Raw genomic sequence first — 14,805 nt, 5'->3', positions numbered from 1 at the left:
GTAGGCGGCGGCCCGCGGGCGGCCTCCGGAAGACACGAGGATCACTACACGACATGTCCCAGCCCCGGCTCCTCGGCGGACGCTACGAGCTCGACACCATCGTCGGGCGCGGCGGCATGGCCGAGGTCTACCGCGCACGCGACCTGCGTCTCGACCGGCTCGTCGCCATCAAGACCCTCCGACACGACATGGCTCGCGACCACGTCTTCCAGGCCAGGTTCAGACGGGAGGCGCAGTCCGCCGCCTCCCTGAACCACCCGGCCATCATCGCGGTGTACGACACCGGCGAGGACATGATCGACGGGGTGTCCATCCCCTACATCGTCATGGAGTACGTGGACGGGCGGACCCTGAAGGAGCTGCTGGACGACGACCGCCGCCTCCTGCCGGAGCGCTCGGCGGAGCTGGTCGACGGCATCCTCAAGGCGCTGGAGTACAGCCACGACAACGGGATCGTCCACCGCGACATCAAGCCCGCGAACGTGATGCTGACCCGCAACGCCGACGTCAAGGTGATGGACTTCGGCATCGCCCGGTCCATGGACGACAACCAGGCGACGATGACGCAGGCCTCCCAGGTGATCGGTACCGCCCAGTACCTGTCCCCGGAGCAGGCGCGCGGCGAGCGGGTGGACCCGCGCAGCGACATCTACTCCACCGGCTGCGTGCTCTACGAGCTGCTCACCGGCCGTCCGCCGTTCACGGGCGACTCGCCCGTCTCGATCGCCTACCAGCACGTGCGGGAGGAGCCGGTCCCGCCGAGCGAGATCGACCCCCAGATCCCCCATTGGCTGGAGGACGTCACCCTCCGGGCGATGACCAAGAACCGCGAGGAGCGGTACCAGAACGCGGCCGAGATGCGCGCCGACATCCAGCGCGGCCTGGCCGGGATGCCCACCCAGGCGGGCACCATGGCCATGGCCGCCGCCGGCGCCACGACGGCGATGCCGCCCGCGCCCGCCGAGCGGTACGACGACTACGACGATTACGACGACGACTACGACGACCGCTACGACGACCGCGGGAAGGACGGCCGCGGCAAGACCGCGCTGTGGGTCCTTCTGGGCGTCGGCGTGGTCGCCTCCCTGATCCTGGTGTTCGTGCTGATGAACCTGGGGGGAGGGGATCCCGAGACGCAGACCGCCGCGGTACCGGACGTGGCGGGGTCCACCGTCGCGGAGGCCCAGTCCTCCCTGAGCGAGGCGGGCTTCGAGAACGTCACCCCGGAGCAGCAGGCGAGCGAGGACGTCGAGGAGGGCCAGGTCATCGAGACCGACCCGCCCGCCGGCGACGAGGTCCCGGTGGACGAGGAGATCGTCCTGTACGTCTCCAGCGGCCCGGACGCCCTGGAGATCCCGTCCGTGCAGGGCCAGTCCGAGTCCGACGCGACCGGCACCCTGAACGACGCGGGCTTCGAGAACGTCACCTCCGAACAGAGGGCGGACGACAGCGTGCCCGAGGGCCAGGCGATCGGCACCGACCCGGCCGCCGGGGAGGCGGTCGCGCCGGACACCGACATCACGCTGCTGATCTCCTCCGGACCCAACCAGGTACAGGTGCCCGACCTGGTCGGCATGACCCGCGACGGCGCGGAGTCGGCGCTGGCGCAGAGGGACCTGAGCGCCTCCTTCTCCGAGGAGCCGAGCACGGAGGGCCCGGTCGGCACGGTCATCCGGCAGGACCCGGGGTCGGGGCAGAACGTGGCGCCCGGGAGCACGGTGAACGTCGTGCTCGCCACCGAACCGGCCACTCAGGGGCCGTCGGACGGCGACGACGGCGGCGAGTCCCCTCCGGGTGAGGGCGGGGAGACCCCTCCCGGCGGTGAGGACGGGGGCCAGACCCCGCCCGGCGGCGACGACGGCGGCTTCGAGTTCCCGTCCATGCGCAGGGACTGAACGGACAGGGCGTGACGGCGGGCCGCTTCCGTGCGAGGGCACGGGGCGGCCCGCCGTCGTGTGCGGGGCACGTCCAGGGCGGAGGGCACCCGCCGTGGACGTGGGCCCCGGACCGTACGGGGTCGCCCCCGCACAGCCCGGGGGAGCTGCGGCCCGCATCGACGGGAGTCGGCTCCCGTCCCCCGCGAGGCCGAGGGGCGGCGGGGGAGCACCCGGCCGCCTGGGAGCACGACCCGGCGCCTCCGGAACCCGACGCGGATCCGGTACGTCCCGCCGGTGACGGGGGCTCCCCCCGGGGCGTAGACTGTGTTCTCGTTCAGGAACCCGCCCCACGTACTGGAGCAGCGACCGTGCCCAAGTCCCGCAGCGATCGCAAGAAGAAGGCCGTCTACACACCGCCTCCTTCGAAGGAGAAGCCCAAGGTCAGTCCGCGCTGGCTGGCACCGGCGATGCTCGGCTTCTTCACGCTGGGCATCCTGTGGATCGCCGTCTACTACATCGCGGGCAGCCAGATCCCCTACATGCAGGACTGGCAGAACTGGAACCTGCTGATCGGCTTCAGCGGCATCATCGTGGCCGTCATCCTGTCCACGCGCTGGCACTGACCCCCCGGCCGGGCGGTCGGATCGCCCGGCGACGACGGCGGACCCTCCTCCGGGTGCTCTCCACTGGCGTGTCCGCACCCGGGTGAACAGCAACGACACGGGTTTTCCACAGAGTTATCCACAGGCTGTGGGTAGCTCCCTTCGGCATGCCCGCACACAGGGGGCCGGAGGCCGCGCGGGGATGTCCTCCGGGGCCGGGAGGAGTCGTCGCACGGCCCCTTGGCGGCGCGGGGGTGTCCGCGGACGCGGGGCCCGGAGGAGGGCTCCTCCGGGCCCCGGCCTCTCCGCCGTCAGCGGAGGATGATCAGCGGCGCCGTGACCACCAGGGCCACGAGCAGGGCGGCGAACGCCGCCGCCAGCAGGACGTGCGTGACCGTACGGGCACGGTTTCCGGCGGACCTGCCGGGCAGGTAGGCGAACACGGCGCCGAGCGCGAGCCCGGCGACCAGCCCGCCGATGTGCGCGGTCCACGAGATGTTGGGGACCACGAAGGTCAGCACGAGGTTGACCACCAGCAGGACGCCGATCATGCGCAGGTCCAGGCGCAGCCGCCTGCCGATGACGAGCACCGCCCCGAACAGGGCGAAGATCGCTCCGGAGGCGCCGACCGAGAACTGGTTGGGCTCCGCCAGGAGGCTGAGCACCGATCCCGCGAACGCGCCGAGCACCCACAGGGTCAGGAAGCGGACGTGTCCCAGCCAGCGCTCCAGCTGCGTTCCCAGCAGGTACATGGCGTACCCGTTGAACAGCAGGTGGAAGATGCTGCCGTGCAGGAACGCGGCCGTGAGGAGCCGGTACCACTCGCCCGGGAGCACCCCGAGCAGGGTTCCGTCCTCGACCCGGCCGATGCCGAGCATGGCGAACTCCCAGACCAGCGGCGAGGCGCCCGCCTGCCCGATCGGGGTGGACGTACCCAGCTGGGCGAGGAACCCGGCCGCCATCATGCCGAGGATCGTCCAGGTGACGTACGGCTTGGCGACGGCCCTGCCCCCGAAGGCGGTCCTGGCCCGGCGCACCCCGCGGTTCCCCTCCGAGACGCACCCGGGGCACTGGAAGCCCACGGACGCCTCGACCATGCAGTCCGGGCAGATCGGCCGCTCGCACCTGCTGCAGCTGACCCCCGTCTCCCTGTCGGGGTGGCGGTAGCAGGTGCGCGGGGCCGGGCGCTCCGGCTCCGGAGCCGCTCCGGACGGCGGTGGGGATGCGGTCATGGGCGGGTTCCTCCTCGGAGCCGGGGCGCCGTCACCGCTATCGGGTGATCTCGACGCTGTTGATCACCACGTCCTCGCGGGGACGGTCCTGGGAGTCGGTCTCGACCTGGGAGATCGCGGTGACCACGTCGTCCCCCTCGACGACCTCGCCGAAGATGGTGTGGCGGCCGTCGAGCCAGTACGGCTTGTCCACGGTGACGAAGAACTGCGAGCCGTTGGTGCCGGGGCCCGCGTTGGCCATGGCCAGCAGGAACGGACGGTCGAAGCGCAGGTTCGGGTGGATCTCGTCCTTGAACTTGTAGCCGGGGCCGCCGCGGCCGGTGCCGAGCGGGTCGCCGCCCTGGATCATGAAACCGTCGATGACGCGGTGGAAGATCGTGCCCTCGTAGAGGCTGCTGTTGGAGGGCTTGCCCGTGGTGGGGTCCACCCACTGCTTCGAGCCCTCGGCCAGACCGATGAAGTTGGCGACCGTCTCCGGCGCCTCCTTCTCGAACAGCCTGATGACGATGGTTCCCTTGGAGGTGTTCAGCCGCGCGGTGGGCTGAGCCGTGGAGTCGGACACCTACGTGCCTTTCGGTCGACTTCGTTTACGTGCTCACGTTACCCGTCCGTCCCCCGGGCTCGTCCTGGATCCGCCGCGGTCGCGCTGCGTCCGGGCAGCTCGCCGGTCCCGCGCCCACCGCGTCCGGGACTCCGTCCGCTTCGGGACGGACCCCTCTCACCCCGGGCACCCGACCGACCCCGGAGGGTGGTCTCCCCTCCTCCCGGGCCCGCCGTTCGCGGCGGGCGGACAGGAGAAAAACCCTCGGCCGGTGTCGAAACGAAGATCACACACGGAGAGGACGTATGTTGAGATAACACCCGGGTAACGGGTAAGGACGACGGAGAAACCATCCGTGTGGAGTCGAGCGTCGGCCGCACCGGGTGGAGACCGCAGAACCGGTGAACGACCGAAGGAGCTGACGACGTGCCTACCTCTTCCAAGCGACTCAAGGCACGCAAGAAAGAGACTGAGGCGAGCTTGGCTCGTCTGCAGGGCATGGCCCGGGAGAAAGCCCGGGAACAGGCCGAACGGTTTGGTCCGTACGCCGACCAGGCACGCGACCAGGCCGCTCTGAAGCTCCTCCAGGCGCGCGGCTGGACCGCACCCCGGCTGGAGAACGCCGCGCTGCGCGTGGAGGACACCGTGGCACCGCGGGTCGCCGAGGTGCTCACCGCGGCCGCCCACCGCGTGGACCCGAACCCGGGTCGCCGCGGGCTCATGCTGCTCCGGCGGGGCAACCGCCGGGTTCCCCGGGGGGTCCTGATCGGCGGCGCCGCCGTGGTCGGCGGCATCGTCGTGTACTCGCTGGTCCGCATGCGCCAGGCGGCCCAGGACGCCGAGTGGCAGGAGCACCTGGACCAGGCGCGCGACCAGGTCCGCGAGACGCGGGAGAACCTGGAGGAGCGGGCCTCGGCGACGGCGGAGAAGGCCACGGAGGCCGTGGAGGAGACCGCCAAGGCGGCCAAGACCGCGAAGAACAAGACCAAGGAGACCGTTCGCACCGCCGCGGGCGAGAACCGGGCCAAGGAGAACGGCAAGCCCGGCCACCAGGGCTGATCGCGGGGAGCGACGAGAGACGGACAGCCGTGCCGTGCGGGGGAGACCCCGCCCCCGGACTGGCTACCCTCCCTCCGCCGGGACGGATTCCTTCCGTCCCGGCTTCGTCGTGTCGGGGGGTGTGTCCGCGGGCGGGATGAGCGTGGACCGCCGCGCCCGGCTCCGGGGCGTCCGTGCGGTCCACAGCGGCGGCTCCGGGGCGTTCGGAGGCGGTGCCCCGACCGCCCCGACCCGCCTCCGGCCGGGTCCTCAGGAGTCCTTGAGGACGCGCAGGATCAGGGGGTAGCGCCAGTCGTTGCCCAAGAGGCTGGAGATGCTGGCGACGACCGGGAGGATCGCCCAGCCCAGGGCGACCGCCAGCGTCACCAGCAGGGGCGCGACGAGCCAGAACAGGGCCAGGCTCGTGAGTCCGGCGATGACGCAGAAGAGCTGGAAGTTGAGCGACTCCATGGCCTGGCGCCGCACGTAGGGCGAGATCCTGTCGCTCACGAGGAGGAGCAGGAGGGGCGCGATGACGGGGAGGAAGTAGTTCCCCGCGTGCCCGACCGCGGCCACGACCCGGTCGACCGGGGTGCTCGGCAGGGGCTCACGTGAGTCGGTCCTCTGGCGGCCTCCCGGGCCGGTGAACCGGCCGGACGGGCCGGGGGCCGCCCGGGGCGTCCCCGCCGGGGTGACGCCCAGGTCCTCGGTGAGGGGGACCAGGTCGGCCCCGAACTTGGCCCGCATGGCCCTGTCGGTGCGCTCGTCGAGCTCCTCCTCGTCGAGCTGGCCGCGGCCGAAGGCCTCCTGGAGAACCGTGATCGCGGCGTCGCGTTCGGCGTCGGTGAGGCGGATCTGCGGCCTGGCCTGCGGTTCCCAGGGGCGCCTCGCCGGATACTGAGGGTCCTGCACAGCCACTCCCACTCCCAACGGCGACGGGAGTACGGCACGGATCGGCCGTACTCCCCTCATGATGCGCCATAGGAACGGCCACGGCTATCGGGGCCGTCCCTGATCCTCCCCTGATCCGGTCCTCCCCCTTTCGGTGGAGGCCGCATCGACTTTCGTCTGTCGGGTTCCCGGCTGTCAGGCCGCCGGGCCTCCGGGGCCCAAGGCCCCGGGCCGCTGGGGCTCCCCTCCCCGGGAGCCCGTCGTCACCGGGCGGCGACGGCGGAGGGCATCCCGGTCGGGACCGGCGCGACGACCCTGGCCGGGTCCGGAGCCGGCGTCGGTTCCGGGTCGGGGCAGGAGGCCAGGGCCGGAGCCGCGGCCGGGATCGGAGAGGTCGGGGGCTCCTGCTCGGCCTGCTCCCGCTCGTACTGGCGCTCGGCGCTGGTGAGCAGTTCGTACCAGTTGGTGACGTCCTTGCGCCGACGCAGCAGGGCGCGGCGCTCGCGTTCGGTCATGCCTCCCCAGACACCGAACTCGATACGGCTGTCCAACGCCTCCGCCAGGCATTGCGTCCGGACCGGACAGCCCCGGCAGATCAGTTTGGCGCGGTTCTGCGCAGCACCCTGCACGAACAGCGCGTCCGGGTCGATCTCGCGGCATTTGGCACGGGCCGCCATCTTCTCATTCCACATGTTGCCCCACTCCCAAGATCAGCATGTGTGGTGATCGGAATCCGCCGGCTGGCGCGACCGCCGGCGGGTGAGGAGAAGCGAACCGATCCGAGGACGGTGTCACGAGGCCGGGCGGGGGCCGCCAGGCTCGTCTTCGGGGGTCGATCGTTTCGGCGCGCTGTCTTCCTCGTTGTCGCTGGTGTCGAAACTACGGTTCGTCCCAGTTCACCAACAGACCCCAAGAGGCCTATTTCTCATATGGCCCAGTAGGACCATTGCACCAAGGGGAAGTGTCATCATACACACACGCAGAGTAACTGCATATGGTAGAGGCGAGCCCGCTGCGCGAAGACGTGAAGACACCACCCCGACTTTCCATTACACGGGTGATGACCTGCGGATTCATAGCGCCTGACCGGTGGGACCGGGTACCCGGACGCGACCGGGCGAAGTGGACTCTGCGTCATCCATGTCACCCGAACGGGCTATACGGACCCCTCGGTCGTACGAACCGTGCGACCGCACCCGCCCCCCATTTCCCACCTTGACGGACGAACCGGAACTACCGAATAGTAACAAAAGCAGTTCCGTGGACTTCGGCGGCGGAAGAGTCTTTACGGGTTGACGCGAAACGCCCATTCCGCTTTTTCGTGACGTATCTTCCGAGAGCCGCGCAGCCCGCACGGGAGGGCCGCAAGACCCTCCGGCCAGAGCGCGGCGCGGAGCCGGCCGGGTCCGCGAGCGGCTCGCCGCGTGGACTCCCGCGGGCTCCCGGAGACCGCGGGAAGGGGTGCCCCCGGGGCCTCGCCGAGACGACGCGCTCCGCCGCCACACGGCCCGCGTCCGGTCCGGCCACCCGCAACAGAAAACGGGGACCCCCGTAGGGAGTCCCCGTCACAACGCCTGATCCGCGCTTTTCCTGGGTGGAGCCAAGGGGAGTCGAACCCCTGACCTCCGGTATGCAAAACCGGCGCTCTGCCAGCTGAGCTATGGCCCCATGAACCCGGGCGCGAGCCCTGGTCACTCTGGAGAGCATACCTTCATCGGAGGGCGGTCCCGCTCACCCGGCCGGGATCCCGCGCACGAAGCCACGGTTCGCAGCTCGGGAGCAGCACAAAGCCGTGGGTCGCACCTCGGGATCATCGGCCCACCCACGTCTTCGTGTCACTCACGAGCGGGCCGGGACGGCTCTCGCCGGTCCCCGGTTCGCCCTGTGGAAGCTCCACGGCCGCGCAGGGCGGCCAGGAGACCCGCCGGTCAGCTCTCGCTGGCCGCCGTGGCCTCGGTCCACAGGTCGAGCTCGGCGCGGTCCGCCTGGATCTTGCGGTAGACGGCGAAAGCCCCGAGGGCCACCAGCGCCAGAACGATGATCTTCTTCACTGTCTGGACCCTTTCGTTGATCCGGTGCGTCAACGCGGGCTCCCGTCCGGGACGGGGGCTCCGCGGAGAACTTTATGAGGTTGTCACCAAGCAGACTAGCAAGCCGTCGGGAGCGGTCCCCGCCACAGTGGACCGATTTCCACCAACTTCTGAGCCCGATACGTGAGGAGCGCGAGCGAGGCCTCAGGTCAGCAGCGCCATCCGACGGAGAATACCCAGGCTGGCCTGCGGAGAAGCAGCGATCCGCGTGAGTTCGGACCACACCCTCTTGCAGACCGCGACCGACTCCTCCGCCTCCACGATGGAGCCGCCCTGGGTGGCCTCGACGTAGGCCAGGGCGGCCTCGTCCTCGTCGAACTCCAGGACGGAGAAGGGCCCGGCGACGCCGGGGTGCGGGCCCGCCGAGGTCGGCAGCAGCTGGACCGTCACCCGATCGGACCCGGTGGCCAACTCCACGATGCGGCTGGTCTGCGCACGCAGCAGTTCTCGGTTCCCGGACACCCGCTGGAGGGCGTCCTCCTCGACGATGGCGTGGTAGCGGACGAGGCTTCCGGAGGAACCGAGGTCGGGGCCGCCGTGGTCCAGGACCTCCTGGCGCTTGAGGTAGGCGGCCACCATGCGTTCGACGGTGCGCTCGCCGTGGCCCAGGGCCCGCGCCACCGCCGCGGTGTAGTCGGGCACCTGGAGGAGGTCGGGGACGAGTATGCCCGCGTAGGACTGCACGGAGACGGCGCCCGCCTCGTTGCCCACGTACGCGGAGGACAGGACGTCCTCGTACTCGGTCCACCAGGGGCGCAGGCGCGACTCCCGGACGAGGGTCAGGATGGCCTCCCGCTGCCCTCCGGTGACGCCGTACAGGCGCAGGAGGGCGGAGATCTCCATGACCGACGGCCACTTGCGGATGCCGGTCTCGATGTGTCCGAGCTTGGCCGGGGACCACTCCAGCTCGTCCGCGACGTCGCTGAGGGTCATACCCGCCCGTACGCGGTGGCGGCGGAGTTCGGCGGACAGCCGTCGACGACGGACCGTGGGGCTGGTCATAACGATGATCCCATGACGCAGAGTGGCGGAGGTGTACCACCAGCGAAACACGCCACCTAGCATCTAGCAATGAGTTTCTAGAAAACAGCTGCCGATTCGATGCATTACGGAGGGCGAAAACCCGGGCGGTGGAACGGCAAACCCGTCTTTCGTCATGAGGGCCGGGACCGGGGGAGCCCCGGAGGGGGATTGGCGGGAGGGTGAAGCGGTGTCGAAGGCGGACGAGGTCCCGGGGGGTGACAGGGGTGCGGAGCTGGGGAAGGAAACGGAACGGGAAGTGGCGGCGAAGGCGTGAGCAGAACAGGGGTGGGGGCGAAGACGAGTGACGGAAAAGACGTGGAAAGCTGAAGGAGGGGATGTAAGGATGTTTGCCCGGGCACTTGAGAAACAGGAGCAACGGGAACAACAGGGATACCAGTAATAACAAGCGCACCAGGCAAGCGCACCAGGAATCACACCAGCCGCCGGTTCCCGGGACCTTCGCGAGATTCGGGTTCCCAGAACACGGCCGAAAATTCGGGGCAGGCCGTGACCGCTGGCGCCCGGATCTGTCCGCCTGGCCCAGGGCCGCGATCCGGCGGACCCGGTGTCCTCAGCGGAGCGGTGGCCTGAGAGCCGCGGCCGCGGTGACTCCAGGGAGCAGTGACTTCAGGGACGGGAGAGCCGCCTGCTTACTCCTGTCCTGTATGTCTCACCTTGATGCCAGCGTGGAGAAACCGCGTACGATGCTTGAGGTGCCTGCTTCGGCGGGCGTAACCATACACATAGAGGAAACCCATGAGCTACCCCATTGACGACGCCGAGCAGCTGATCGCGAACGCGGAGGCGGAGATGCCGCCGAGCACGCGCTCCCGTCTCATCGCGAAACTCCGGATGGGGAAGCACATCGACGAGGCCGCGGCCGAACTCGACGTCAGCCCGGCCCAGGTCTTCTCGACCGGCCGCATCCTCACGGCCTTCGGCGACCAGCTCGACTTCACGCTCACCGAGCAGCGCGACCCCTCCCTGCCGCACGGGACCGTCACCGGGTACAACAAGCGGTGCCGGTGCCCCGATTGCCGGGGAGCGCTCCAGCAGCGCGTCTGAGGCCCTGTCGGGGGTGTTCCGAGGCACCGCCGGAAGTGGAGAGCGGAGCCGGGGCGAACGCCCGGCTGACGTGGTGTCGAACGTGCTGCCGGACGGCCGACCGTTCCCGCGTCGCGCCGTTCCCGCGTCGCGTCCCGGCGTCCCGTACGTCCTGTCCGCCCCGCGGTGGGAGCGGTCGGGGACAGTTTCGGTTTCTTTCGGCTGAGGTCGTGAGTGTGATCCGGTAGGTCCTTCGGGCGATCCGGCGGGAATCCCAAGCCTTCGGGGACCAAGCCGTCCACCTGCGCTAACGCCTCGTTAACCGAGACTTCCCGAACCAATACGGCGAACACAGGCTTATCAGCCCCGGGTTGGGGAAAATCGCAGACCATGAACGAGTACGTGGACTGGTCGGCGATGAGCGAAGAAGACTTCTTTGCGCTGCTGCGGCAGCTCATCGACATTCCGGAAGCCGACGAGGACTGACCAGAGGCTGTCCCCGACGCGGGTCCCCCGCCCCTCTCACCCCCAGGCGCACGACGAGGCCGTGACCGCGGTGTTCAGCGTGCGCCGAGAAGGGGCCTCCGTGACTCGCGCCTCCGGCTTGCGCTCCCTGTCGTGCCTGTTGTCGGGGCCGGCGCGGAGGACGAGCACGCCCTGCGGCCGTCTGCGCCGTGACGAGAGTCCGCTCCCCGTCCTGACCCGTGGTCCCGGTAGCGGAAACGTGCCATGCCCCGCCTCCTGGGGCGCAGTGTCAGTCCGTGCGTCTCCCAGCGGGGGGGACTACTGGTGTGGGTTGTCCACAGGACGCGGGACGCTCTGGCACCGCCACCCCCGCACCCGGTTGACTGGAAACAGGGGGCCCACCCAGGAACCCGCACCCCCACACGCCCACCCCCGCGTTCACAAACGCACAAACACCACCACAAAAAAGAGGGACAGGCCGCCTTACAGGCACCCCACCCCCACACAAAAACAAAGGGGGGCCGCCCACAGGCGACCCCCCTCAACGAAAAACCGTGGCAGCGACCTACTCTCCCACCCCACCACAGGGCAGTACCATCAGCGCAAAGAGACTTAACGACCGGGTTCGGAAAGAGACCGGGTGTGACCCTCCAGCAATAACCACCACGGAAACCACACACCACCCACCCAACTCCACCCACCCCAAAGGACAGGGAATCACAGTGAGCAGCAAGCTCCGTGAAAAGTGTGCGCGAACATCCAATTATCTGCAGCGGACAAGCCCTCGGCCTATTAGTACCGGTCAGCTCCACCCCTCACAAGGCTTCCACACCCGGCCTATCAACCCCATCGTCTATAGGGAGCCTTACCCCCTCAAGGAGGCAGGAGACCTCATCTCGAAGCAAGCTTCCCGCTTAGATGCTTTCAGCGGTTATCCCTCCCGAACGTAGCCAACCAGCCATGCCCTTGGCAGGACAACTGGCACACCAGAGGTTCGTCCGTCCCGGTCCTCTCGTACTAGGGACAGCCCTTCTCAAGTCTCCAACGCGCACAGCGGATAGGGACCGAACTGTCTCACGACGTTCTAAACCCAGCTCGCGTGCCGCTTTAATGGGCGAACAGCCCAACCCTTGGGACCAACTCCAGCCCCAGGATGCGACGAGCCGACATCGAGGTGCCAAACCATCCCGTCGATATGGACTCTTGGGGAAGATCAGCCTGTTATCCCCGGGGTACCTTTTAGCCGTTGAGCGACACCGCTTCCACACGCCGGTGCCGGATCACTAGTCCCAGCTTTCGCTCCTGCTCGACACGTCCGTCTCACAGTCAAGCTCCCTTGTGCACTTACACTCAACACCTGATTACCAACCAGGCTGAGGGAACCTTTGGGCGCCTCCGTTACTCTTTGGGAGGCAACCGCCCCAGTTAAACTACCCACCAGACACTGTCCCCGAACCGGATCACGGTCCAAAGTTAGATGCCCGAAACAGTCAGAGTGGTATTTCACCAACGCCTCCACCGCCACTAGCGTGACAGCTTCACCGGCTCCCACCTATCCTACACAAACCATCCCAAACACCAATGTCAAGCTATAGTGAAGGTCCCGGGGTCTTTCCGTCCTGCTGCGCGAAACGAGCATCTTTACTCGTAGTGCAATTTCACCGGGCCCATGGTTGAGACAGTGGGGAAGTCGTTACGCCATTCGTGCAGGTCGGAACTTACCCGACAAGGAATTTCGCTACCTTAGGATGGTTATAGTTACCACCGCCGTTTACTGGCGCTTAGATTCCCAGCTTCGCAGGGGCGAACCCCCACTAACCAGTCCTCTTAACGTTCCAGCACCGGGCAGGCGTCAGTCCGTATACAGCGTCTTACGACTTCGCACGGACCTGTGTTTTTAATAAACAGTCGCTTCCCCCCGCTATCTGCGACCCCACCCAGCTCAGGATGCAAGATCCGTCACCAGACAGGGCTCCCCTTCTCCCAAAGTTACGGGGACAATTTGCCGAGTTCCTTAACCATGGTTCACCCGAACGCCTCGGTATTCTCTACCTGACCACCTGCGTCGGTTTAGGGTACTGGCCACACACGAACTCGCTAGAGGCTTTTCTCGACAGCATGGGATCACTCACTTCACCAAAAACGGCTCGGCATCACGTCTCAGCTCATATAAGAGGCGGATTTGCCAACCTCTCAGCCTACACGCTTACCCCCGGACAACCACCGCCGGGTAGAGCTACCCTCCTGCGTCACCCCATCACTTACCTACTACAAGCTCGGTTCCCAGACCAGTAAGTCAAAGCTCCCCGAAGGGACCCAAGACCACCAGCGTGGTTAGCATCACCTGATTCAGTACTGGACGCTCGTGCACGGGTACGGGAATATCAACCCGTTATCCATCGACTACGCCTGTCGGCCTCGCCTTAGGTCCAGACTCACCCTGGGCGGATTAACCTGCCCCAGGAACCCTTAGTCAATCGGCGGCAACGTTTCTCACGTTGCTATCGCTACTCATGCCTGCATTCTCACTCGCACGCCCTCCACCACACGATCACTCGGCAGCTTCACCGGACGCACGACGCTCCCCTACCAACCCAAGAAACTAGTCTTGAGCTTCACAGCTTCGGCGGTGTGCTTTAGCCCCGCTACATTATCGGCGCAGAACCACTTGACCAGTGAGCTATTACGCACTCTTTAAAGGATGGCTGCTTCTAAGCCAACCTCCTGGTTGTCTCAGCAACTCCACAACCTTTCCCACTTAGCACACGCTTAGGGGCCTTAGCTGATGATCTGGGCTGTTTCCCTCTCGACTACGAAGCTTATCCCCCGCAGTCTCACTGCCACGCTTCACTTAACCGGCATTCGGAGTTTGTCTGACGTCAGTAACCTTGTCGGGCCCATCAGCCAAACAGTAGCTCTACCTCCAGCAAGAAACACGCGACGCTGCACCTAAATGCATTTCGGGGAGAACCAGCTATCACGGAGTTTGATTGGCCTTTCACCCCTACCCACACCTCATCCCCCAGGTTTTCAACCCTGGTGGGTTCGGGCCTCCACGAGGTCTTACCCCCGCTTCACCCTGGACATGGGTAGATCACTCCGCTTCGGGTCCACAGCATGCGACTCAAATCGCCCTATTCAGACTCGGTTTCCCTACGGCTACCCCACCCGGGTTAACCTCGCCACACACCATGACTCGCAGGCTCATTCTTCAAAAGGCACGCCATCACCAAAGACAAGCTTCAGCTCTGACGGCTTGACAGCACACGGTTTCAGGTACTATTTCACGACCCCTCACCGGGGCACTTTTCACCTTTCCCTCACGGTACTAGTGCACTATCGGTCACCAGGACGTATTTTGGCTTAGCAGGTGGTCCTGCCAGATTCACACGGACTTTCACGGGCTCCGCGCTACTCGGGAACACATCAACGTCTAGCCGGTACCTTCATCTACGGGACTCTCACCCACTCCGGTACCGCTTCCCAACGGTTTCAACTAACACCGACATCAACGCTCCAGGCCGGCAGACCTGAACAGATATGTCCCACAACCCCGCAAACGCAACGACTGCCGTCTATCACACGCCTACGGTTTAGCCTCTTCCCCGTTCGCTCACCACTACTAGGAGAATCACTGTTGTTTACTCTTCCTGCGGGTACTGAGATGTTTCACTTCCCCGCGTCACCACCAACCACCCTATACATTCAGATGGCGGCAACCCGACACAACTCGGGCTAGGTTTCCCCATTCGGACACCCACGGATCACAGCTCGGTTGACAGCTCCCCGTGGCCTATCGCGGCCTCCCACGTCCTTCATCGGCGCCTGGTGCCAAGGCATCCACCGTGTGCCACTATCACTTGGCCACTACAGATAATAAGATGCTCGCGCACACTATTCACAAATCAAAACACCAACCGCATACCCCAACACCACTCACATCCCCAACCACAACGGCAAGGACCCGAGAGTTCTCGGAGGCGGTCCGCGGGAACCAACACC

At 66.8% G+C, this 14,805-nt stretch carries 9 protein-coding genes, 1 tRNA gene, 2 rRNA genes and 1 pseudogene; 4 read left to right on the top strand and 9 right to left on the bottom strand.

Annotated elements, in window-relative coordinates; genetic code table 11:
• Positions 1–53 precede the first annotated feature (53 nt).
• A complete protein-coding gene (gene pknB / locus NDAS_RS25955; RefSeq protein ID WP_013156233.1) occupies positions 54–1,895 on the top strand; it encodes a Stk1 family PASTA domain-containing Ser/Thr kinase in 1,842 nt (613 codons plus the stop codon).
• A gap of 350 nt (positions 1,896–2,245) precedes the next feature.
• Positions 2,246–2,500: a cell division protein CrgA gene (locus NDAS_RS25950; RefSeq protein WP_013156232.1), complete on the top strand. Its 255-nt coding sequence runs from the start codon at positions 2,246–2,248 to the stop codon at positions 2,498–2,500.
• Between the two features lie 290 nt (positions 2,501–2,790).
• Here NDAS_RS25950 and NDAS_RS25945 read toward each other — a convergent pair whose 3' ends face one another.
• The gene (locus NDAS_RS25945; RefSeq protein WP_013156231.1) at positions 2,791–3,711 is read right to left on the bottom strand and encodes a rhomboid family intramembrane serine protease; all 921 of its coding nucleotides are present in this window, start codon (positions 3,709–3,711) and stop codon (positions 2,791–2,793) included.
• Positions 3,712–3,748: 37 nt separating this feature from the next.
• Positions 3,749–4,273, bottom strand: coding sequence for a peptidylprolyl isomerase (locus NDAS_RS25940; RefSeq protein ID WP_013156230.1), 525 nt, complete (start codon positions 4,271–4,273; stop codon positions 3,749–3,751).
• Between the two features lie 405 nt (positions 4,274–4,678).
• On the opposite strand from NDAS_RS25940, the gene NDAS_RS25935 reads away from it, so the two are divergent.
• Positions 4,679–5,311 (top strand): hypothetical protein, encoded by a 633-nt coding sequence (locus tag NDAS_RS25935; RefSeq protein WP_013156229.1) that lies wholly within the window; start codon positions 4,679–4,681, stop codon positions 5,309–5,311.
• A gap of 249 nt (positions 5,312–5,560) precedes the next feature.
• On the opposite strand, the gene NDAS_RS25930 is transcribed toward NDAS_RS25935, so the two are convergent.
• The 5 genes and pseudogenes from NDAS_RS25930 to NDAS_RS25915 all read right to left on the bottom strand — a co-directional run bounded on the left by NDAS_RS25930 (position 5,561) and on the right by NDAS_RS25915 (position 9,273).
• On the bottom strand, positions 5,561–6,202 hold the full coding sequence (locus tag NDAS_RS25930; RefSeq protein ID WP_013156228.1) for a DUF1707 and DUF4870 domain-containing protein: 642 nt from the start codon (positions 6,200–6,202) through the stop codon (positions 5,561–5,563).
• 377 nt (positions 6,203–6,579) lie between these two features.
• Positions 6,580–6,873 (bottom strand): annotated as a pseudogene (locus NDAS_RS29620) (WhiB family transcriptional regulator); the annotation flags it as partial.
• A gap of 903 nt (positions 6,874–7,776) precedes the next feature.
• Positions 7,777–7,849, bottom strand: a tRNA-Ala gene (locus NDAS_RS25920).
• Between the two features lie 260 nt (positions 7,850–8,109).
• A complete protein-coding gene (locus tag NDAS_RS29100) occupies positions 8,110–8,232 on the bottom strand; it encodes a DLW-39 family protein (RefSeq protein ID WP_014912962.1) in 123 nt (40 codons plus the stop codon).
• 183 nt (positions 8,233–8,415) lie between these two features.
• Positions 8,416–9,273 carry a helix-turn-helix domain-containing protein gene (locus NDAS_RS25915; RefSeq protein WP_071620946.1) on the bottom strand — a complete coding sequence of 286 codons (858 nt, stop codon included), beginning with the start codon at positions 9,271–9,273 and terminating at the stop codon, positions 8,416–8,418.
• Between the two features lie 777 nt (positions 9,274–10,050).
• Here NDAS_RS25915 and NDAS_RS25910 point away from each other — a divergent pair.
• A complete protein-coding gene (locus NDAS_RS25910; RefSeq protein WP_013156224.1) occupies positions 10,051–10,359 on the top strand; it encodes a hypothetical protein in 309 nt (102 codons plus the stop codon).
• A 996-nt stretch (positions 10,360–11,355) separates the two neighbouring features.
• On the opposite strand, the gene rrf is transcribed toward NDAS_RS25910, so the two are convergent.
• Positions 11,356–11,471, bottom strand: a 5S ribosomal RNA gene (rrf, locus tag NDAS_RS25905).
• Positions 11,472–11,574: 103 nt separating this feature from the next.
• A 23S ribosomal RNA gene (locus NDAS_RS25900) occupies positions 11,575–14,670 on the bottom strand.
• Between the last annotated feature and the right edge of the window lie 135 nt (positions 14,671–14,805).

Origin of the sequence: Nocardiopsis dassonvillei subsp. dassonvillei DSM 43111 (assembly GCF_000092985.1) — a bacterium.
GTDB lineage: Bacteria > Actinomycetota > Actinomycetes > Streptosporangiales > Streptosporangiaceae > Nocardiopsis > Nocardiopsis dassonvillei.
Note: the sequence above shows the minus strand (reverse complement) of the source record. Positions and strands in the feature narration are given on the sequence as shown.

What these genes read in the sequence shown, in the direction of transcription:
- pknB (WP_013156233.1), top strand. Translation starts at nt 54, where the DNA reads ATGTCCCAGCCCCGGCTCCTCGGCGGACGCTACGAGCTCGACACCATC.
- NDAS_RS25915 (WP_071620946.1), bottom strand. Translation starts at nt 9,273, where the DNA reads ATGACCAGCCCCACGGTCCGTCGTCGACGGCTGTCCGCCGAACTCCGC.
- NDAS_RS25910 (WP_013156224.1), top strand. Translation starts at nt 10,051, where the DNA reads ATGAGCTACCCCATTGACGACGCCGAGCAGCTGATCGCGAACGCGGAG.
- NDAS_RS25945 (WP_013156231.1), bottom strand. Translation starts at nt 3,711, where the DNA reads ATGACCGCATCCCCACCGCCGTCCGGAGCGGCTCCGGAGCCGGAGCGC.